Annotated in this window: 19 protein-coding genes; 3 read left to right on the top strand and 16 right to left on the bottom strand. The window is 62.0% G+C overall.

Going from position 1 to position 21,136, the window contains the following annotated elements:
* Positions 1-75 precede the first annotated feature (75 nt).
* The 8 genes from fliE to QUG03_RS18275 all read right to left on the bottom strand — a co-directional run bounded on the left by fliE (position 76) and on the right by QUG03_RS18275 (position 8,280).
* On the bottom strand, positions 76-396 hold the full coding sequence (gene fliE, locus QUG03_RS18240; protein WP_019099998.1) for a flagellar hook-basal body complex protein FliE: 321 nt from the start codon (positions 394-396) through the stop codon (positions 76-78).
* A gap of 2 nt (positions 397-398) precedes the next feature.
* On the bottom strand, positions 399-1,775 hold the full coding sequence (locus QUG03_RS18245; protein ID WP_107799666.1) for a sigma-54-dependent transcriptional regulator: 1,377 nt from the start codon (positions 1,773-1,775) through the stop codon (positions 399-401).
* 22 nt (positions 1,776-1,797) lie between these two features.
* On the bottom strand, positions 1,798-2,505 hold the full coding sequence (locus QUG03_RS18250) for a chemotaxis protein CheB (RefSeq protein ID WP_107799667.1): 708 nt from the start codon (positions 2,503-2,505) through the stop codon (positions 1,798-1,800).
* 70 nt (positions 2,506-2,575) lie between these two features.
* Positions 2,576-3,073, bottom strand: a complete 498-nt coding sequence (locus tag QUG03_RS18255) for a low molecular weight protein-tyrosine-phosphatase (RefSeq protein WP_255701213.1) — start codon at positions 3,071-3,073, stop codon at positions 2,576-2,578.
* Positions 3,074-3,202: 129 nt separating this feature from the next.
* A complete protein-coding gene (locus tag QUG03_RS18260; RefSeq protein WP_107799668.1) occupies positions 3,203-5,428 on the bottom strand; it encodes an ATP-binding protein in 2,226 nt (741 codons plus the stop codon).
* 5 nt (positions 5,429-5,433) lie between these two features.
* Entirely contained in the window at positions 5,434-5,943 is a 510-nt protein-coding gene (locus QUG03_RS18265) for a putative pterin-binding protein (RefSeq protein WP_107799669.1), read from the bottom strand.
* A gap of 11 nt (positions 5,944-5,954) precedes the next feature.
* Positions 5,955-7,172, bottom strand: coding sequence for an EAL domain-containing response regulator (locus QUG03_RS18270; RefSeq protein WP_500820614.1), 1,218 nt, complete (start codon positions 7,170-7,172; stop codon positions 5,955-5,957).
* A gap of 184 nt (positions 7,173-7,356) precedes the next feature.
* Positions 7,357-8,280 (bottom strand): LysR family transcriptional regulator, encoded by a 924-nt coding sequence (locus QUG03_RS18275; RefSeq protein ID WP_500820615.1) that lies wholly within the window; start codon positions 8,278-8,280, stop codon positions 7,357-7,359.
* A gap of 95 nt (positions 8,281-8,375) precedes the next feature.
* Between QUG03_RS18275 and QUG03_RS18280 the strand changes: the two genes are divergently transcribed.
* Positions 8,376-9,344 (top strand): bile acid:sodium symporter family protein, encoded by a 969-nt coding sequence (locus QUG03_RS18280; RefSeq protein ID WP_500820616.1) that lies wholly within the window; start codon positions 8,376-8,378, stop codon positions 9,342-9,344.
* A gap of 133 nt (positions 9,345-9,477) precedes the next feature.
* On the opposite strand, the gene uvrB is transcribed toward QUG03_RS18280, so the two are convergent.
* Positions 9,478-11,490 (bottom strand): excinuclease ABC subunit UvrB, encoded by a 2,013-nt coding sequence (uvrB, locus tag QUG03_RS18285; RefSeq protein WP_107799673.1) that lies wholly within the window; start codon positions 11,488-11,490, stop codon positions 9,478-9,480.
* Positions 11,491-11,713: 223 nt separating this feature from the next.
* Here uvrB and QUG03_RS18290 point away from each other — a divergent pair, with 223 nt between their 5' ends.
* A complete protein-coding gene (locus tag QUG03_RS18290; protein WP_107799674.1) occupies positions 11,714-12,583 on the top strand; it encodes a serine hydrolase in 870 nt (289 codons plus the stop codon).
* A 68-nt stretch (positions 12,584-12,651) separates the two neighbouring features.
* Here the strand turns inward: QUG03_RS18290 and QUG03_RS18295 are convergent, their stop codons facing one another.
* From QUG03_RS18295 to QUG03_RS18325, 7 genes are all read right to left on the bottom strand, one after another.
* Complete coding sequence (locus QUG03_RS18295) at positions 12,652-13,179, bottom strand: fimbrial protein (RefSeq protein ID WP_081550751.1); 528 nt, start codon at positions 13,177-13,179, stop codon at positions 12,652-12,654.
* A gap of 66 nt (positions 13,180-13,245) precedes the next feature.
* Positions 13,246-14,256 carry a fimbrial protein gene (locus tag QUG03_RS18300; protein ID WP_486635380.1) on the bottom strand — a complete coding sequence of 337 codons (1,011 nt, stop codon included), beginning with the start codon at positions 14,254-14,256 and terminating at the stop codon, positions 13,246-13,248.
* Between the two features lie 30 nt (positions 14,257-14,286).
* Positions 14,287-15,021: a fimbrial biogenesis chaperone gene (locus tag QUG03_RS18305; protein WP_227107851.1), complete on the bottom strand. Its 735-nt coding sequence runs from the start codon at positions 15,019-15,021 to the stop codon at positions 14,287-14,289.
* Positions 15,022-15,037: 16 nt separating this feature from the next.
* Positions 15,038-17,461, bottom strand: a complete 2,424-nt coding sequence (locus QUG03_RS18310; protein ID WP_107799676.1) for a fimbria/pilus outer membrane usher protein — start codon at positions 17,459-17,461, stop codon at positions 15,038-15,040.
* Between the two features lie 311 nt (positions 17,462-17,772).
* Positions 17,773-18,300: a fimbrial protein gene (locus QUG03_RS18315; RefSeq protein ID WP_107799677.1), complete on the bottom strand. Its 528-nt coding sequence runs from the start codon at positions 18,298-18,300 to the stop codon at positions 17,773-17,775.
* Between the two features lie 356 nt (positions 18,301-18,656).
* A complete protein-coding gene (locus QUG03_RS18320; protein ID WP_146176655.1) occupies positions 18,657-19,007 on the bottom strand; it encodes a hypothetical protein in 351 nt (116 codons plus the stop codon).
* 519 nt (positions 19,008-19,526) lie between these two features.
* Complete coding sequence (locus tag QUG03_RS18325) at positions 19,527-20,477, bottom strand: N-acetylmuramoyl-L-alanine amidase (RefSeq protein ID WP_486635383.1); 951 nt, start codon at positions 20,475-20,477, stop codon at positions 19,527-19,529.
* Between the two features lie 245 nt (positions 20,478-20,722).
* Between QUG03_RS18325 and QUG03_RS18330 the strand changes: the two genes are divergently transcribed.
* Entirely contained in the window at positions 20,723-21,064 is a 342-nt protein-coding gene (locus tag QUG03_RS18330) for a hypothetical protein (protein ID WP_474453745.1), read from the top strand.
* The last annotated feature ends 72 nt before the right edge of the window (positions 21,065-21,136 follow it).

Here is a 21,136-nt window from a genome sequence, read left to right on the forward strand (position 1 = left end):
TTTCTTCTGCCAGGTCAGCCATACAGTGGTTTTAGGTTCGAGCCCACCGCCGCCGGCTGGTCGGGTCCGGCAGCGCTAGACTTGGGTATTCATGATTTCCTGATAGGCGGTGACCAGCTTGTTGCGCGCCTGAACCATGGTCTGGAACGACAGGCTGGCTTTCTGCAGCGACACCATCACGTCCTGCAGGTTGACCCCCTCGTCACCCAATTCAAATTGCTTCTGCATCTCCTGCGAAGTCTGCTGCGCCGAATTCACCTGCTCCAAGGTGGACTTTAGCACAGCGGAGAAGTCCACCTGGGACGCTTCCGGGGCCGTAGCGGCGGGCTTGCCCGCGGCCAGGGCCGAGGCGGTGCGCAGCTCGCCCAACAGTTGATCGATATTTGGCACTGACATGGTTACTCCAAGCCATTTCCATCTGGAACCTCCTGACATCCGTCGGCTGCGTCTTCATCACGGTAACGCTGCAATTTATAGCGCAAGGTGCGCTCGCTGATGCCCAGTTTTTCCGCGGCCAGCTTCTTGACGCCGCCCACTGCGGTCAAGGTTTCCAGAATATGGCGTTTCTCTAGCGTTTTCATGTCGGTTTCATCCGACACGGAATAGTCTTTTTCAGACGCTGTCCGGGTAACCTGAGCCGCGCCGGAGTCGTGATCCAGCAGCAGGTCGGCGGCAAAAATTTCCGCCCCGGCGGCAAGAATCACCGCCCGCTGCACCACATTCTCCAGTTCGCGGATGTTACCCTCCCAACTATAGGCCGTCAAATGACGTTCCGCATCCTCGGACAGGATCAGATTGCCTCTTCCGGCGGCCTCTGCGTACTTTTTAAGCATGATTCGTGCCAGCGGCAGAATATCGTCGCGTCGCTCGGCCAGCGCGGGGATGCGCATCGGGAACACGTTCAAACGGAAATACAGGTCCTCGCGAAATTGCCCCGCGTCCACCGCGGCCTGCAAATCGCGGTTGGACGTGGCCAGCACGCGGATGTCCAGCTTCAGGGTGCGCGTGCCGCCGACGCGCTCCACTTCCCGCTCCTGCAGCACGCGCAGCAACTTGGCCTGCAGCGACAACGGCATCTCGGTGACTTCGTCCAACAGGATGGTGCCGCCCTGCGCCTGTTCGAACTTGCCCGGCAAGGCCTGGGCCGCGCCGGTGAACGCGCCGCGCTCATGGCCGAACAAGGTGGACTCCAGCAGGTTTTCCGGGATGGCCGCGCAGTTGACCGCGACGAAAGGCCCTTCGCAGCGCTTGGAGTGCCGATGGATGTAACGCGCCAGCACTTCCTTGCCCACGCCGCTGGGGCCGGAGATCATCACGCTGACGTCGCTGCCGGCCACGCGGCCGGCCAGCGCGAACAGCTGCCGCATCGCGGCGGACTCGGCCACCACCTCGCCGCTCGTCTCGCTGGGCATGCGCAGCAAATGCTTTTCCACTTCGGCGATCAGGCTGGCCGGCTCGAAAGGCTTGAGCAGGTAATGCGCGGCGCCCGCGCGCAGCAGTTCAATCGCCCTTTCGATGACTCCGTAGGCGGTCATCAGGATGAAGGGCACGCCGGGATAGCGCTTTTTCGCTTCCTCGAACAATGCGTAGCCGTCCATCGGCGCCATCTGGGCGTCGGATACGATCAGCCCCACCGGGGCTTCTTTCAATTTGGCCAGGGCCGCGGCGCCGTCGCCGGCCTCCAAGGTGGGATAACCGGCCAGGCTTAGGGTGTCGACGATGGCTTCGCGCAGGTCCGCGTCGTCTTCCACCACCAGAATAGGGAGATACTTCATGTCTTCTTGTTCTATCAGAGGGTTAAGCCGAGCCGCCGGCTTGTTGTTGCTTTTGCGTGGCCAGCACCGACAAACGCGTGGCGATGCTTTCCAAGGCCAACACTTCGTGCGCGCCGCCCATGGCGATGGCCTCCTTGGGCATGCCGAACACCACGCAGCTGGCTTCGTCCTGGGCGATGTTCCAGGCGCCGGCCTGCTTGAGCTCCAGCATGCCGCTGGCGCCGTCCCGCCCCATGCCGGTCAGGATCACGCCGATGCAGTTCTTGCCCACCAGATTGGCGGCGGAGCGGAACAGCACGTCCACGGACGGGCGATGCCGGTTGACCGGCGGCCCGGCGTGCAGGCCGATGGCGTAGCCTATGGTGGGCGCCGGCTTGATCAGCAGATGGGAATGGCCGGGCGCAATGTAGACGGTGCCGTTTTGCAGCCGTTCATTGTCCTCGGCTTCCTTCACCGTCAGCTTGCACAAGGTGTTCAGACGCGTGGCGAAGGAATGGGTGAACATCTCCGGCATATGCTGGGTGATCAGGATGGGCGGCATCGAGACCGGCAGCGCGGTCAGCAAGGTGCGCAACGCCTCCGTACCGCCGGTGGAAGAGCCGATGACGATCACCGCCTGGCTGGCCAAGGGCACTTTGCCGGCCTGCTTGGGCAAGATAATGTCGGCGTTGTGGCTGGGCACTACGTCCAGCGGCTTCTTGGCCGCGTTTCCCCTCGTCAGCTGCCCCATACGCGTCCTTGGCTTTCTCTGGTTATTGTAAAAACAGCCCGCGCGCGCGGCGCCGCCGCGTCAAACGGCTTCATGGCGCCGGCTCCGTTTCGGCGTCCGCGATGCGGGCCAGCCAGGCGTCGCAAGCCGCCTCCACCAGATCCAGCACAGTGTCGAAACCGCCTGCGCCGCCGTAATAGGGATCGGGCACGTCGCGGGCGGCGCCGGACAGCGGCTCCAGCAGCAAATGCAGCTTGCCCCGATAGGATGGCGGACATTGGGTATTTAACAAAGCCAAATTTTGCCGGTCGGCGGCCAAAATCCAGTCGAAACGCTCGAAATCGCGCGCCTCCACCTGTCTTGCCCGCAAATCGGACAGGTCGTAGCCGCGACGCAGCGCCGCCTGACAGGTGCGCCGGTCCGGCGCTTCGCCGACATGGTAGCCGTGCGTGCCCGCCGACTCCACTTCAATCCGCGCCTCCAGGCCCGCGCGCTTCAGCTTGGCGCGCATCACCCCTTCCGCCGTTGGCGACCGGCAGATGTTTCCCATGCAAACAAATAAAATGGACAAGCAATCGTTCTGGCTCATGGACGGCTTCGGCTCTCTATTTTTATTCAGTATGGGATTCAGGCACCCACTCGCCCCGATCTTATCACTTCCGCCGCCGGCTACGCGTCCGCGAGAAAGGCGCCGGCTATTTTCCCTCCGCCCCCGCGGCTAACGCAGCGCCGGCAAATCCATGCCGGCCAGATAGCCGGCCGCGATGCAGGCGCTGCGCGTCGAGTCGAACAGCAGGCCCACTCTTTCCGCCTCGTCGGCCAAGCCCTCCTCCGCCGCCAGCGCCAAGCGCTCCAGCCCGGCGCAGGATCCGCCCAGCGCGCTGAAGCCCAGGGTCAGCGCGGCCCCCTTCAGATTGTGCGAGTGGCGTCGCACCTGATCTCGCTGACCGGCCAGCGCGGCGGCCAGCAGCTCGTCGACCCGGCCCACCTTGCCGGCGAAGAATTGCGCCACCAACTCCCGGTATTTTTCCAGGGTCAGCATTTCGGTCATTTTTTCGATCATCGCCACGTCCAGCAAGGCCGGCAGCAAGGTGGGCTCGGCGTTCGGCTCCCGCGCCGGCCCATTGCCGAACTGACGCTCCAGCATGGCGTGAAACTCCGTCACATGCAGCGGTTTGGCCAGGAAATCGTCCAGGCCGCCGGCCAGAGCCTTGTCCCGCGTTTCCGCGAGGACGTCCGCCGTCAGCGCGACGATCTTCATCCCCGGCGTCATCGCGCGCTCGCGCAAATGCCCGGTCGCCTCGATGCCGTCCATCGCCGGCATGTGCAAGTCCATCAAGACCAAGTCGAAGGGCTGCCGGGCGGCCGCCTCCACGGCTTCCGCGCCGTCCTGGATCACGGTGACCAGATGCCCTTGCTTTTGCAGCATCGCCTGCATGTATTTGCGGTTGATCGGATTGTCGTCCACCACTAGGACGCGCAGCTGACGCTCCAGCCCCGCCGGGTCCGCTTCCGAGCCCGTCTTGGCCCGGCCCTCCGGCGCGTTCATCGCCTGCAAAGGCAGCGACAGCACGAAGACGCTGCCGGCGCCCAGCGCGCTGTGCACGGTGATGTCGCCACCCATCAGCTGCGCCAGGTTCTGGGAAATCTCCAGCCCCAGGCCGCTGCCGCCGTACTGACGCACGGTGGAGCTGTCGCCCTGGGAGAAACGCTTGAACAAGCGCGCCAGCGTGGCGTCGTCCATGCCGATGCCGGTGTCCCGGACCGTGATCCGCAGCACGGCGCCGGCTTCCGAGCCCGATTCCGCGGCCTCCGCCTGTATGGTCACCGCGCCGATCTCGGTGAACTTGATCGCGTTGCTGAGCAGATTGAGCAGGATCTGCCGCAAGCGGGTGGGATCGCACAACACCCATTCGGGCACGTTCAAATCCAGCGCCATGCGCATGGCCAGCCCTTTGGACACCGCTTGTCCGCGCATCAGGCTTTCGCATTGCAGCAGCAGTTGCCGCAGATTGCACACCGTGGGCAGCAGATCGAGCTTGCCCGATTCCAGCTTGCTGGCGTCCAGCACGTCGTTCAACAGGGCCATCAGGTGGCGGGCGGATTCTTCGGCGGTCTTGATGTAATCGGCCTGCACCGGCGTGGGATTGCAATCCCCCAGCAAGGAGAGCATGCCCAGCACGCCGTTGAGCGGGGTGCGGATTTCATGGCTCATATTGGCGAGAAACACGCTTTTCGCCATGCTGCCGGCCTCGGCCTGGACCCGGGCCTGCTCCAGCACGTCGGTCAGTTCCTCCAGTTCGTGGCGCCGGCGTTCCAGCTGCCGCAGCTGCCGCACCACGATGGTGGCGAAGCCCAGGATCAGCGCCCATTCGAAGGCCATCAGCCAATTGCTGACCACGATGTGCTGCTGCATGCTTTTATTGCGCGCGTCCACCTGTTCCGCCATGCGCTGGTTGGCCACCAGCGACAGGTCGTGCAGCGGACCGCTCAGCAAGTCCAGTTCGGTGTCCAGCCGCCGCAGGCCGTCCAGTTCCAGCTCCGCGCCGGATTGGCGGCCGAAATAGGCGTCGGCCTTGCGGATGAAGGCGTCCAGTTTGGGCCGGGCCTGCTGGTATTCCTGGGTGCCGTCCAGCAGGCTGGAATACAGGCCGTGGTCGACCACGCCCACGCGGCTAACGAAGATGTCGTAGCGCTCCTGCAGTTCGGCCCGGTCCTGCTCATGGTTCAGCACATGTTCTATCGTCGTCTGCAGCCGCATCGATTCGGTTTCGAGCTGAAAGTAGGCCCATACGATATTGTCGCCTTCGTAGCGCGCCGCGGTGTTCAGCATGTCCGCCTGCCGCACCTGGATATAGGCCACTCCGGCGAACACGCAGGCCAGCGTCGCCCCGATCAAGATCAGGCTGCGCCAGGCGGAATAGCTTCGCTGCGGCGTCTTCATCGCGCTCAATGCACCTGCAGGGATTTGAGTTGCCAGGCGGAACGGTTGTAATACAGCTCCGAACGCAGCTCTTCTTGCGAATCGTAGGGGTAGACGATGAACAAGGGCCCTTTTTCCCGCACCGGCATCGGTTTGCCGTTCATCTGAGTCGCCAGGATCACGTCGAAGCGGCTGGCGTCGTCAAAGGGGATATCGGTCTTGTAGTCGTTCAGCGCCACCGCTTTCAACAGTTTGCCGTGGGCGCCGGCGGCGGCCAGCACGTCGCGCAGCAAGGGCCCCGAAAAGCGGGTCAAGCCCGGGTACCACGGCGTGTGGGTGCTGAAACTGCGCTGAGGCAGTTTGGCCAGCATGGCCATGTCGAAGGCGGCGACGTCGCCCTGGTTTTTTTGGCCGACGTTGCCGCTGATCACCAGCACCGCCTTGCCGGCGGGCTTGGCCAAAGCGTCGACCGCCGCGGCTAAGGGCGCCGCGGCGGCCAGGCCGAGCAGCAACAACAGGATTCCAAGTCGTTTCATGGTTTTCTCGCTTAGGTGTGCGCTGCAATGAATACCCAATCCCGCGCCGACTGCGGCACGCCTCCGCCGCAATTCGCCAGCCACTCGGCGAAGGAGGCCTCGTCCACCGGCGGGGAGATCAGGGAACCTTGGGCCGCCGATACGCCGAATCCCTGGCACAAGCCCCACTCGGCCTCGGAAGCCACGCCCTCGGCCACCACTTTCAAGCCCAACCGGCGGCCCAATTCCACGCTGGCCAGGAAAATGGAGCGGTTGGTGGCGTTACTCGCGGCGTCGATGACGAAGCCCTTGTCGATTTTCAATTCGGTGAACGGGATGCGCGCCAGCCGGTCCATGCTGGCGAAGCCGGTGCCGAAATCGTCAATCGCCAGGCCGGCGCCTTTCAAACGCAAGCGCGTCATGATTTCCAGCGCCGAGGCAGGGTCCGCCATCACGCCGCTTTCCGTGACCTCGAACGTCACCCGGGACATCTCAAGATCGGCTTCGTTCGCAATCGCGACCAAAGCAGCCACCAGGCTGGAGTCCTTCAGGGATTGCATGGAAAGATTGACCGACATATCCAGACGCTGCCGCCCGTCCAGGCGTTTGAGCGCTTGCGACGCGTCCGCGAACAAACGCTTGGTCATCTGCGTGATCAGGCCGCTTTGTTCCGCCAGTTCGATGAACTGCAACGGCCCGAGCAAGCCCAGCTGCGGATGTAGCCAGCGCGCCAGCACTTCCACGCTCAACACCCGGCCGCTGGCCACATCCACCTGCGGCTGAAAAAACGGCACCACCTCGCCGCGCTCTATGCCCAGGCGCAGTTCCTCGCTGTTGATCCGTTCCAAAGGCAGGCACACCGCCTCCCCGGGCGCGACGGGCGCGGCCAGCATCGCCAGCAATTGCTCCGGATCCACCGGCTTGGGCAAGACGCCGCACAAACGCAGCGCGTACATTCGCGCCAGATCCGCCACGCTGTCCAGCACTCTTTCGTCGAAACCGCTGGTGATCAGCAATTTGCCGCAATAAGCCCTCTCGCCCAAATGACGCACGAACTCGACGCCGTCCATGCGCGGCATGTCCAGATCGCAAAAAATCAGATCAAAGGCCCGGTCGCCGGCATCCAGCTGCATCAGCGCGTCCAGGCCGTCGACCGCCTCGGAAATCTTGCCCATGCCCAGCTGCCGCAATACCGCGGTCAGGAATTGCCGGGACACGGCTTCGTCGTCAACCACCAAGATTTGCGGCATCGTCTCCCCCATCTAGCCCATCTCGTGCTGGCTGTTTTCACTATCGACGCCGGCTGCGAGCTTCCGCGACCGCGCCCCGCCGCGCTGTGCTTGGCCGCGCGGCGGTCCGGATCTCGTTTTTGCCCCTGTAGTATCTAAATAGCCCGCCGCCTTCGTCTTTTCCAGCCGGCGCGGCTCGACGAGCTCAGCCGCCCCAGGCGGCCGGCCGTGCCGCGGCGACCAGTTCCTCGCGCATTTCCAGCGCCAGCTGCCACACTTTCCGCGCCAGCGGCGACAAGGAACGGTTGGGCCGTTTGATCAAGACGATGCGGCGCCTCTCCACCGGCAGCAAGGGCAATACGCTCAAGCCGCCGCCGGCGGGCGGCGGCATGGCCAGTCCCGGCGCGACGCTGAGGCCCAGGCCGGCCGCCACCATGCGGAACACCGACTGCGAGTGCCCCAATTGCTGCGCCACTTCGCAGGCCAGGCCGTGCCGGGCCAGCAAGTCGTCTATCAGCCGGCGGCTGCCCGAGCTGTGGTCCAGCAAGACCAGCGGCTGGCCGTCCAGTTGCGACCAATGCGCCGCGTCCTGGCCGGCCAAGGCGTGGTCGCTGCGGCACACCAGCCAGAAGTCGTCTTCCAGCAGGGGCTCGCTGTCCAGCGCCGCTGCCGCGTCGGGCTCCACCACCAGGCCGAAATCCACCTGTCCGCCCGTGACCGCATCTATGTTCAGGCGCTGCACCTGGTCGTGCAACACCAGCTTCAGCTGCGGATAGCGCTGCCGGCACCGCGCGATCAACAAAGGCATCAGGCTGGCCGACAAGGTGGGGCTGCTGGCCACCCGCACCACGCCGTGCGCCTGCGCGCCCTCCATCCGGGCTTCGCCCAGCGCGTCCTGCAGCGCCTCCAGCACCCGCGTCAGCTTTCCCTGCAAACGACGAGCCGCGGCGGTGGGCTCCACCTCGCGCGTGGTGCGGTCGAACAAGCGCAGATCCAGAGCCTGTTCCAGCTCCCGCACCGCGCGGCTGACCGCCGGCTGGGTCAGGCCCAGCGCGTCGCCGGCGCGGCTGAAGCCGCCCAGCTCGATCACGGCCTGGAACACTCGCAGTTGGCGCAAAGTCACATTCATATCAATTACTCATCAATTGATCAGATAAATGCATTTGTATTCTCAATTGAGCTGCGGTTCAATAGCGGCATCCCTTGCCATCGCCGCATCGCCCCATGCCCAAACTACTCGACGCCTTCACGCTGTCCCTGCTCGCCACCGTCGCGCTGGCCACCGCGCTGCCCTGCTCCGGCGATGTCGCCGCCGCCTTCAACCTCGTCACCAATCTGGCGATTGCGCTGTTGTTCTTTCTGCACGGCGCCAAACTGTCGCGCGAAGCGGTGCTGGCCGGCGCCGCGCATTGGCGGCTGCACCTCGTGGTGCTGAGCTGCACCTTCCTGCTCTTCCCCGCGCTCGGCCTGGCCTTGCGGCCCGTCTTGCAGCCCCTGCTGACGCCGGAACTCTATCTCGGCGTTCTCTATCTGTGCATGCTGCCTTCCACCGTGCAATCGTCCATCGCCTTCACCTCCATGGCGCAAGGCAATGTGCCGGCCGCCATTTGCAGCGCCACCGCTTCCAACATCCTGGGCATCTTCATCACGCCGCTCCTGGTCAGCCTGCTGGTGGTCAAGCACCACGGCGCCGGCCAGGGCTGGGGGCCGGTGCTGGACATCGTGATGCAGTTGCTGCTGCCCTTCATCGCCGGCCAGATCGCCCGTCGCTGGATAGGCGGTTGGGTGGACCGCAACAAGGGCTTGCTGCGCTATGTCGATCAGGGCTCCATTCTGCTGGTGGTCTATACCGCCTTCAGCGCCGCGGTGATCAGCGGTCTGTGGCGACAAACGCCGCCGCAGGCGCTAGCCGCGCTGCTGCTGGTCAATCTGGTCTTGCTGGGCCTGCTGCTGGCCATCACTCTCTTGCTGAGCCGCAAGCTGGGCTTCTCTCGCGCGGACCAGATCACCATCGTGTTCTGCGGCTCCAAGAAAAGCCTGGCCAGCGGCGTGCCCATGGCCAAGGTGCTGTTCGCCGCGCCGGCGCTGGGTTCCATCGTGCTGCCGCTGATGCTGTTCCACCAGATCCAGCTGATGGCCTGCGCGGCCTTGGCGCAGCGCTACCGCCGCCGGCACGCGGAGGACGCGCGCTGAAAAGACGACGCCCCGCTCGGAATCGAGCGGGGCGTCTCGCGGACAAAACCGGACAAGGCAGGGCCTGTCAGCTGGAAGCCCCGCGACTCGTCGTGCAAGGCTTCACACAGCGCAGCAGATTATGAACAGGCTCTTACAGCTCGTTGATCCAGGCCTGTTCTTTTAGATGCTTGAGCTGGTCGCGCAGGCCGGCCGCCTTTTCGAACTCCAGATTGCGCGCGGCCTCCATCATTTCCTTCTCCAGACGCTTGATTTCCTTGGCCAGGGACTTTTCGTCCAACATCGCCACGCGGGCCTTGTCCACCAGCTTCTTGCGTTCGTCCTCCACGCTGTAAACGCCGTCGATGATGTCCTTGATCTTCTTCTGCACGCCCTTGGGCACGATGCCGTGCTCGGCGTTGAAAGCCATCTGCTTGGCGCGGCGGCGCTCGGTTTCGTCCATCGCCCGCTTCATGGAATCGGTGATGCGGTCCGCGTAGAGCAAGGCCCTGCCGTTGAGGTTGCGCGCGGCGCGGCCTATGGTCTGGATCAGCGAACGGTCCGAACGCAGGAAGCCTTCCTTGTCCGCGTCCAGGATGGCCACCAGGCTGACTTCCGGAATATCCAGGCCTTCGCGCAGCAGATTGATGCCGATCAGCACGTCGAACACGCCCAAGCGCAGATCTCGGAGGATTTCCACCCGCTCCACGGTATCGATGTCGCTGTGCAGATAGCGCACCTTGATGCCGTGCTCGGTATAGTAGTCGGCCAGTTGCTCGGCCATGCGCTTGGTCAGCGTGGTCACCAGCACCCGTTCGCCGCGTTCCATGCGCAGACGGATTTCGGACAAGAGATCGTCCACCTGGGTGGCTACCGGCCGCACCTCCATCTCCGGGTCCACCAGGCCGGTGGGACGCACCACCTGCTCCACCACCTGGCCGGCGTGTTCTTTCTCGTAGTTGGCCGGGGTGGCGGACACGAACACGGTTTGCGGCATCAGCAATTCGAATTCGTGGAATTTCAACGGCCGGTTGTCGGTGGCCGACGGCAGGCGGAAGCCGTACTCCACCAGATTGGCCTTGCGCGCGGCGTCGCCCTTGTACATGGCGCCCACCTGGGGCACGGTGACATGGGATTCGTCGATGAACATCAAGGCGTTCTTGGGCAGGTAATCGATCAGCGTCGGCGGCGGATCGCCGGGGCCCCGGCCGGAGAAGTGCCGGGAATAGTTTTCGATGCCTTTGCAAAAGCCCATCTCGTACAGCATTTCCAGGTCAAAGCGGGTGCGCTGCTCCAGGCGCTGGGCCTCCACCAGCTTGCCCTCTTTCTGATACCACTCCAGGCGCGTGCGCAGTTCTTCCTTGATGTGCTCGCAGGCGCGCAGCACGGTGTCGCGCGGCGTCACGTAGTGGCTGGAGGGAAACACCGTGAAGCGCCCCACCCGCTGCTTGGTCGTGCCGGTCAGGGGATCGAACAGGGTCAGCGTTTCCACTTCGTCGTCGAACATGCTGACGCGCAGCGCGGTGTCGCTGCTTTCCGCCGGATAGATGTCGATCACATCGCCGCGCACGCGGAAGGTGCCGCGGCCGAAATCCATATCGTTGCGATCGTACTGCATGGTGGCCAGCCGGCTGATGATGTCGCGCTGCGCCAGCGTCTCCCCTTCCTTCAGATGCAGAATCATCTGATGGTAGTCGGAGGGGTCGCCAATGCCGTAAATGGCGGAGACGGTGGCGACGATGATGCAGTCCGGCCGTTCCAGAATGGACTTGGTCGCCGACAAGCGCATCTGCTCGATGTGCTCGTTGATGCTGGAATCTTTCTCGATGAAAAGATCGCGGCTGGGCACATAGGCTTCCGGCTGATAGTAGTCGTAGTAGGACACGAAATACTCGACGGCGTTTTCCGGAAAGAACTCGCGCATCTCGCTGTAGAGCTGCGCCGCCAGCGTTTTGTTGTGCGCCATGATGATGGCCGGGCGTCCGCTTTGGGCGATGACGTTGGCCATGGTGTAGGTTTTGCCGGAACCCGTGACCCCCAGCAAGGTCTGGTAGGACAGGCCGTCGCCCAGCCCTTCCAGCAATTGGACGATGGCGCCGGGCTGATCGCCGGCCGGTTCGAATGGTTGATGCAGTTTGAACGGACTGTTGGGATAGGTGCGCAGCATGGGTCGAGACATCGGAGGAGATAGCCTGATTCTACGCGGTTCGCCCCCGCTTCACACCCCCGATGCGCCTGCATATAAAAAAGCTGCGATTCAGGCTATACACAGTCAAAACATTGTTTAAAATACAGTTAGACCGAGCATAAAACACGGCTTGCGGCGCAAACGCCGCGAGCCTATTTTTCGGTCCGAGATTCGTTAATATCCGCTCTCCCTGGAGTGAAGCATGATCAAGAAAATTGCAAGCCTGCTGGTATCCGCGGCGTTAGCCATGCCGGTGCTGGCAGGTGCGCCGTCCAGCGTGATGGTGGCCTCGCAGATGGCCGACCTATCCGTTCCGCGGCTGAATTCGCATTCGGTCTTGGTGCTCAACGGCATCACCGGCGAACCCTTGTACCAAAAGAACATCCACCAACGCATGCCCATCGCCTCCATCACCAAATTGATGACGGCCATGGTGCTGCTGGATTCCGGCGCCTCGCTGGATCAGGAGGTGACGGTATCCGACGCCGAGATAGACCGGGTGAAAAACACCTCCTCGCGCTTGGCGGTGGGCACCACCCTCAGCCGCAAGGAAATGCTGCTGCTGGCGCTGATGTCGTCGGAAAACCGCGCCGCCGCCACGCTGGCCCGCACCGCCTTGCCGGGCGGCAGCGCCACCTTCGTGGAACGCATGAACCGCAAGGCCCGCAGCCTGGGCATGAGCGAGACCATCTTTTACGACGCCACCGGTCTGGACATGCGCAACACCTCCACCGCCGCCGACCTGGCCCGCATGGTCCGCGCCGCGCACGGCTATCCGCTGATCCGCGCCTTCACCACCACGGAGAAGCACCAGATTCAATCGGTGAGCCGCCGCGTGCTGCAATACAAGAACAGCAACGCGCTGGTGCGCGAAGGCGACTGGGAGATTTCCCTGCAAAAAACCGGCTACATCCAGGAAGCCGGCCGCTGCATGGTGTTGCAGGCCACCGTGGGCTCCCAGCCCTTGATCATCGTGTTGCTGGCCGCCGGCGGCAGCGCCGCCCGCGTCAACGACGCCAGGAGCATCAAAACCTGGCTGGAGGCGCATCCCGGCAGCTGGCTGGCCGGCTGAGTCCGCCGCCTCCAAACGAAAACGGCCCTTCCGCCATATGACGGAAGGGCCGTTTTCACTGCATGCGCTTACATATAGCGCAAATCGAACTGAGCCAGGCCGTTGGCCGAACCCGGCTTGATGCCGCCCTCCTGCCCTTGCGGCACCGGCGCGCGGGTGGATTCGTACATCGCGTTGAAACGCAGGGTGTTGCTGCCGTTGGTCAAGCCCACCAGCGGCGAATACTGACCCAGCACGATGTCGCCGCCGCCCGGTCCCATCAGGCGGATGCCCACGCCGGCGGCGCTGCCGTTGATCGCCATCAGTTCGCCGTTGTCGCGGTCGGCCTCTCCGTTGAAACGCACCGCCACCGTGGTCATGGTGTCGATGGAGCACTCGGTCAGCCGGATATCGAAGGACACCGGGCGGGAACGGTCGCCGATCTTGCGGAACATCTGCGAGGACACCAGACCCATGCCCACTTCCAGGCTCTGCGAGTTGGGATCCAGACCGCAGGCGCTCAACACCAGTTCGCCGAAAACGTTCAAGGTGCCGTCCGCCGCCTGCGCCAACGGCGCCGCCAGCGCCAAAGCCAGCACCATCGCCTTGAATTTCATTGCTCCACTCCTTACGCCAATTCAGTTCGCCGTCTCGCCGCCCTCATACCAGAGGGCTCGAGCCGCTCAGATATAATCCAGATCGATATTGACCGTGCCCTGGAACGGGCCTTCTTCCACCTTGCCCATATTGGTGGGGACGATGGTGCCATACATCGGAACGGTTTTCTGGCGATCGCCCAACTTGAAATCCGCTAGAAACTCAGTTCGCCCAAATGGTATTTGACGACCATCGCTAAAAAACAACTGCAAACCCAAACCGCTATCACTACCATCTTTTTTCTTAACTAAGGTCGCAGTGTATGTATCATTGCTTCCATTTTTGCCGGTGAAGAATCCATTAATTTTTACGGGATCATCACATGTTTTCACCAAGTTCAGACGAAAGTCCTTCCTAGGCAAGGTCGGCACTAGGCCTTTCGTGCTCTTTACTATTCGCCCGAAATCCAAAGTATTACTTGCAGGATCTAGGCGTACCTCAACTGCACACTGAATAAATCGAATATTACTCAGACCAACTAATTTATATACTACGTTGCTATTTGGTCTGTCATTAATGCCGCCAACACCATCAAACTGTAGAACCTGAAATTCATTTTTCCCCACGCTACCGCTTGGGGGATACGGCGTTTTCGTGGCAATCTCCACTGTAAAATTTAAATCCACACGTACCTTGGGGCAATTACCAATAGCAGTAGGTTTAGGACATGCCGGGATTCGTTTGCCAGTGTCAATTTTTTGGGTCTGATAGTAAGTGACATTGTTATAGACCACGCCAAACTGCACGCCCTGCGGAACGCCATCCCCCCGAGGATTCGGGTAGAAATAAACGTTCTCGGCATCACGAAGTCCGTCGTGATCTTTATAACAATTTACTGAAACTGAACGCGGCGAAGAGTGCCAAATTGCCTTATTCGAAGCCTCAGTAACGGGCACCGCCACCGTGGAGCCAATGCTTTCCGTGATCATTGGGTTAGTACTGCCATCCGCCGGCATGCACGCCAAAGCGTGGCTCAAGGCCGGCAGCATGGCCAGCGCGGCCATCAACAGCAAACGCGGCAAACGACGATTCAACATGGGCTCTCCCTGCGCTGTGCGCCTGCGGAATTATTTCTTGTCTTCGCGGTACTGGCACTGGCCGTCCGCGCAAACGAAGGTAAAGGTGTCCTGAGCGCCGAAATCATTGATATTGCTCAGCTTCAGACTGGCCGGCAGCGCCTTCAGCGCAAAACGGGCCTCGCCCTTGGGCGGCACCATCAGGCCGTCCATATCGCGCGGCTTCTTGTCGCCCGGCAGTTCCAAGCCCACCAGGGTCAGGTGATAGGGGCTGGGGTTCTTGAACACCAGCTTGCCGGCGGCGGCGTCGAAGCTCAGCTGCAGCTTGTTGGCCGGGTTTTCGCCGCGCGGCAATTGCGCTTCCTTGGGACGGTAGAACACCTTGATGCGCGACTTGATCGCCAGTTGCAGCACATTGTCCTTATCGCTCTTGGGCGGGACTTCCTGCACGTTCAGATAAAACAGCGACTCCCGATCGGACGGCAGGCTGGGGTCGGGAATGCGGCTCAAGCGCACCACGCCCTTCTCGCCGGCCTCGATGCGTTGCAGCGGCGGCAGCACCAGGAAGGGGGAAGCCAGGCGCTTGCCCTCGCCGTCGCTGAGCCAGGATTGAACCAGATAAGGTTGCTCCGGGTTCTTGTTGCTCAGCACCATGCTGACATTCTTGTCCTGCTCCAGATAAATCATCCGGGTGCGGTCCAGCAGGATGTTGGCCTGCGCCGCCAGCGGCGCGGTCAGCGCGGCCAGCACGCCCGCCAGCCCCAGTGCGCGATGAAACGTTTTCATATCGATTCCTTATTCTTTATTCTGCGAGAGGCGCGCACACCATGTCGCGGCTGCCCTGGCTCAGCTCGTAATCGGCCGGCAGCGGGTCCACGCGGCAACGCGTCTTGCCCCAGGAGATTTCCAGCTTGGGCGTCGGGCTCAAGCCGGTGACGAAGGTCAGACCGCCGTCGCCCACCATGCCGACGTCGCGCTTGCCGGCCACGTCGCTGACGGTGGCGCCCAAAGGCGGCATTTTGCCATCCGGCAGCCGCACCGTCAGCAAGGCCTTGCGTCCGACCTTGACAGGGAACTCGGTGCGCCCCACCGCGCCTTCGGTCAACACCACGCGGCGCACCGCGGAACTGGCCTCCACCGAATCCGGCATATTGTCGTCGTCCAGGCGCACGTCCTGGCTGTAATACGGCGCCACGCTGCTCAGCATCGCGTAGCCGTTGCGGTCGGTCTGCGCCGACACGCCGTAGACCGGCACGCCGGCCACGCCGTCGGTGTCCACCAGCATGCGGGTTTCGCCGCCGTAGCTATTGCCCATGGTCAGGCCCCCGGCGTGCAACACCAGCGAGCTGCCCAAGCCCGCGGACAGGCTGCTGTAACCGCCCTGCTGCTTGCTGGCCGAGACATCGGCCTGCATGACGCGGCCGGTGTAATGATAGTCGCCGGACACCAAGGGCTTGCCGGAACGGGTGTCCGCGCTCATCGCCACGTTGTAGCTGTGGTTGGGGTTGCTGCTGTCCGAGTAACGGACGGTGTGATTGGTGTTGCCGGCGCTGCCCTGCACGTCGTAGCCGATGCGGCGGTTGTTCTCCAGCGGCATGCTCAAACCCAGGTAGACGCGGTTGCTGCTGCCGGTCTGGTCGCGCAGGTTCTGCACCGACAGATTGAGGCTGACGTTGCGCAAGGACCCGATATTGACGTCGCGGCTCAGCGACAGATCCACGCGCTGGGTGGCGGTGGCGTTCCAATAAGTGGACTTTTCAGCCGACAGAAACACATTGGTCTGGCCGAAAGTCTTGCTGGCGGTCATGCCCACCCGCTGTTTGTCGCTGATATAGTTCTGGCCGTCCAGATCGCTGAGGAATTGGCCGAAGGAACGGAAGTTGCGGTCCGAGAAGCGGTAGCCGAACAGACGGATGTCCGCGTCCAGGCTTTCAAACTTCTTGGCGTAGTTGAAACGGTAAGAACGGCCGGCCATATTCAGGCCGCCGCGCAATTGGGCGTTGGCCTGGGTCACGTCGGCGGACAAAGCGCCCCAGTTGCCGAGATCCTTGGCGAAGCCCATCGCCAGCGAACGGTAGTCGGCGGACGCGATGAAGCCGCTGTACAGCGACAAGGTCTGCGTCAGGCCGTAGGACGCCTCGGCGCTGGCCACGTTCGGGTGCGACGCGCTGCCGTTCTGATCCGCCTGGCCGATGGCCGCCTTGTAACGCCACATGCCGTTGCGCGTCAGGAAGGGCACCGAGGCGGTATTGACGGTGAAGGTCTGCTGGCTGCCGTCCGCCTCCTCCACGGTCACATCCAGCTGCCCTTGCGTGCTGCTGTTCAGATCGCGGATGGAAAACGGGCCCGGCGGCACATTGGTGGTGTACAGCACCCGCCCTTGATTGCGGATGGTCACCTTGGCGTTGGTCTTGGCCACGCCGTTGACCTGCGGCGCGTAGCCGCGCAGGCTTTGCGGGATCATGCGGTCGTCGCTGTTCAGCGTGGCGCCGCGCATGGAGAAGGCGTCGAAAATCTCGGAAGTCTTGAAGACTTCGCCCAGAGTCAGACGCGCCTGCATGCCGCGCAGATCGCGATACACCTGGGTATTGTTCCAGCTCAGACGGCTGCGGTTAGTCGCGCTGTCGTCGTACTGGTAATTGGAGCGCAGCCTCCAGGGGCCGGCGTTGGCGCCGGCCACGCCGTAACTGGTGGTCTTGCTGCTGCTGGCGCCAAGACCGTTGTCGGTGCGCTGATAGAATACGCGGTAATCCAGCATCGCGGCCGGCACGCCGTCGTTCCAGGTCTCCGGCGGCGCGTAGTCTTCATCGCGATACGCCAGTTCCGCCTGCGGCACCGAGATGTCCAGGCGCGCGCTGCTCTTGCTGTAGCGTACTTTTGCGGCGCTGACCGCCGACAAATCGACGCACTGCTCGTTCTGCGGCCAGACGATGCCGGAGCGCAGGCCCAGCTGGCGGATCAAATCCGGCGGCAAACACGGGCGCACGGTCTGATCCGCGCCTTCCGGGCGGAAATCCAGTTCCAGCTGCTGCAAAAAGCGCTGGTTCAGATACACATCGGCGATATAGCGGCCCGGCACGATATAACCGGCCTGCTCGAACTGCTCCAGGCTCACGCTGCTGCTCGGGTCCAGCTGCAAAAAGGCGTCGTTGAACTCCACCGCATGCGCAATGCAAGGGCCCAGCGTCAGCGCCACTGCCACAATGTAAATGCGATGCTTGTTCATGCCTGCCGATATCCCGATTTAAGTGCGCGCCGCCTGCGGCAGCCTGGCCCAAAACACGCCGTCGCGTGGAAGCGCGCCGGCCTTGAATCTGTCCCGTCAGGCAATGACGAAGCCGCGCCGCTTGTCAGGCGCAGGGGTATGCCTTGGGGGAATGCTTGCAGATGACTATCCTCATGCCCTGGTTTGCAGACTACTCATTGCTGACAGCGGACAAACCAGGCCAGACCATCGCCTAAGCGATGAGACCTTCAGGGCACAAGGAAACAGGAGCCGGAACCTTGCTTGGTTCCGTTATTGAATCGAACTGCGGATTACTTGTACTGCAGATCGAATACGGCGAAGGCATCCGCTTGACCCGGGGTCACGGTTACGGCGTCGCCGGCTTTGGCGCCGTCGGCTTCGTATGCAGCGCTGAAGTTCAGGGTGTTGTTGCCGTCAACCAGGTTCAGGGCGGTGCCGTACTGGTTCAGCTTGATCTGGTCGCCGTTGTTGGTGTTCACCAGACGAACGCCCACGCCTTTGGCGCCGCCGCTCTTCAGAGCCATCAGTTCGTTGTTGGAGCCAGCGGTGCCGGAGAACATCACAGCCACGGTCTTCAGAGTGGTGGTGGTGCAGTCGGTCAGGGTCATTTGGAACGGGGTCGGAGCCGAACGGTCGCCCACTTTCTTGAATACATGGGTCGGCACTTTGCCCAGACCCACTTCCAGGTTCACGCTCTTGGAATCCAGGCCGCAAGCTGCGGTAACGATTTCGCCCTTAACATCCAGGGTGCCGGCGGCGGCGAAAATGGAGGAAGCGGCAACAGCCATCAGGGAACCAGCAAATACAAATTTTTTCATTCTTGACTCCGACTAGGGTAATCATTCTCAAACCGCACAGCAGCCTCGCATGCCGCGTCGCGGACCATCCGCCAGTGCTGACCTGCAGTACTGGAACGCAGACGCATAGTATCAAGCGGAACCATTGCGTAGATTTTTTTGTTTCATATTAAATTTTTTCTTTAAAATCTATGCAAAAACACGCCTCGTCGACTTTAAACGATTTGATGAATCAATCTTGAATATTTGTTTTATTTCAGGGGTTTGTTAAGGATTGAGCGATATTTGCAATAAAACAACACTTCAAATAAAGAAAACCCACTCAGTCAATGCTGAATGGGTTTTTTGCTGATTTATTGAGCAGATTTGGACTGCAATCAGAAGTAATTGACCACCAGGTTCACCGCCCCGGCCCGGGCGGTGGCGCTCCGCAGCAAATCACGGCTGCTGAACTGGTTCTCGCCTTTGCGCACGTTCAGGCTGGCGATCTTGCCTTGCTGGGCCGCGGCTTCGCTATCCAGCGTCAGCTTGGCCGGGCTGGCGCATTGATTGAGTTCGAGAGCCGGCTTGGCGCGGGCCGCGTCGGCGCTGGCCACTTCGTGAGTTTGGGCGCTGCAGCCGCCTTCAACGATGGCGCCGTAGAAATGGACTTGGCCGCCTTGGGCCATTGCTGCGGTAGAAAGAGCGGAAAGCAGGGCTGCCAGTCCAAGTGCGTGCAGACGTTTCATTTTCGACCTTCCTTTCCAAATCCCGCAATTAGTAAGCAATTACTTTTAGGTTTCGGCTTTTTTTATAAGCTCAACCAGTTCAATTGCATTCTAGTACAAGTGGCATTTAAATTGAAAGGGCTATTTGATAGTTTTTATTACAAATTATTTTGTTTTAGAAATAAGCGTTTCTTACTAATAAATGCTTGTTTATGCAGAAAGTACTTAATAACTCTAAATGACGCCGTCTGATTATCGTTATGGCACAAACTAAGCGCGGCCGCCCACCCTCCTTGGCCGGCATGGCCGGCCGCCCGACGGACGGCGACAAAAAAAGGGACGGCTAGCCGTCCCTTGGCTCCGCCGGCCTGAGCGCCGGCGAGGATGAAACCTGATAAGCATCTGTTCAATGCCCCGCGAACAAGGGCGAGACAAGACGAAAACGGCTGAGAAAGAGGAATGTTGGCGTGGCGTATGAGCAGGCCGAAGCGGTACTCACTGCGCCACGCCTCACGAAGCGCAGCAGACTTTGAACAGGTTCTAAGGCGTCAGCGGCCAGGTATCGCTGCCCTTTCCATTGTCCTTCTTCGGCGCAGCGGCCGGTTTCGAGCCCGGCGTTCGTCCCGGACGCGGCCGGTCGAAGTATTTTTCCAGCAAGGCGTCCAGGATCGCGGAAGTCTCGGCATCCGGCGCGCCGTCGTAACGCGCAGGCCGGAAATGCATCTGAAAGGCCGCCACCACGTCCTGGCTCTCTTTGTCCAGCACGCCGGTTTGCGGCGCCTCGTAGCCGTAATCCAGCAAGCGTTTCTGCAGATCCCGCACGTCGCCGCGATAAGGCGCCCGGCGCAGGTAGAACTCAACCGCCTCGCGTTCCGGCCAGGCGCCGATATTGTAGTCGCGGTACAAGCGCTCCCAGGGGAACTTCGGCCCCGGGTCCACCTTGCGTCCCGGCGACACGTCGGAATGCCCCACCACCTTGTGCGGCGGAATCTGATGCCGCGCGATGATATCCGCCGCCAGTTGCGCCACCACCGAGACCTGCGCCTCATCGAAGTCGAACCACTGCCGCCGCATCAAGGGCAGTTCGTCCTCTTCCGGAGACGGATAGCCCAGGTTCACGATCTCGATGCCGATGGAGCTGGAGTTGATCAGCCGGTCCCCTTGCCAGTAACTGCGCCCGGCATGCCAGGCTCTGCGCTCCTCCGGCACCAATTGGTACACTTTGTTGGACATGCCCAGCAATGCGGCATCCGGCACCAGGTAGTGCGCGCTGGCGCCGTGCTGGCCCTGGGTGAGCATTTCCAGCGCCAGGCCGTTGGGCACGGCAGTGTAATGGAAGACCAGATTGCGTACTCTGGAATCCTGGTTTTCGGACTGCAGACTGGCGTCCACCCGATAGCTTTTGGCCGTCCCGGCCGCGCTGGCGCAAGCGGAACTCAATACGCTGGCCGCCAACGGCGCCAGCAGGGGCAAGGCCCCGCTCCAAGCCAAAATTCGTCTTCTACTGATCATTTTCCATTCAACCTTAGAGTCAAGCATGCGCGCGGACCTTTTCCCGGCGCACGCAGCAAAGGTAGAGTTTTTAAACTAATAAATAGTTCCAATTAAGATATTGGCATGATAAATGCCATTTAATTAACATGGAAATATCGTCGCTTGGCGCTCAAGCCTGAATCTAGGCTTGCCAGCCCTCCGATCCTGATTTAGATTGCGCTGCGATTCATGGGAAACGGGCATTGAGACTTTCTGCATTCAAATCCATCACCCGGCTGGCCCTGCTGCTGTTCATGCTCTGGCAGGCCTTGCCCTTGGCCAACGCCGCGGTTCACGCCGACGGCGCCCTTGGCCGCGCCGGTCCATCCTATGCCCTCGGCCACGGCACGGCCGCGGCGCAAGCGGCCAGCGGCGGCCACGCCCACTGCGCCGCCGAGTTGGGCGGATGCGGAGAATGCCAGACCCTGCCCGGCATGAGCCCGGCCATGGCGACGCATGCGGCGAGGCCTGGCTGGCCCGACTTTATCGCCGCCCTTCCCTCGCCGCCGCCGCCCAATCCGCCGCGTCGGCCGCCTCGCGTCTGAGAGCCGGTTCAAAGCCGGCCGCGCGCCGCGGCGCCTTGCACGGCTGACGCCGCGTCGAAATGCTCACATGCG

Source organism: Chromobacterium sp. CCUG 30098, assembly GCF_059916605.1.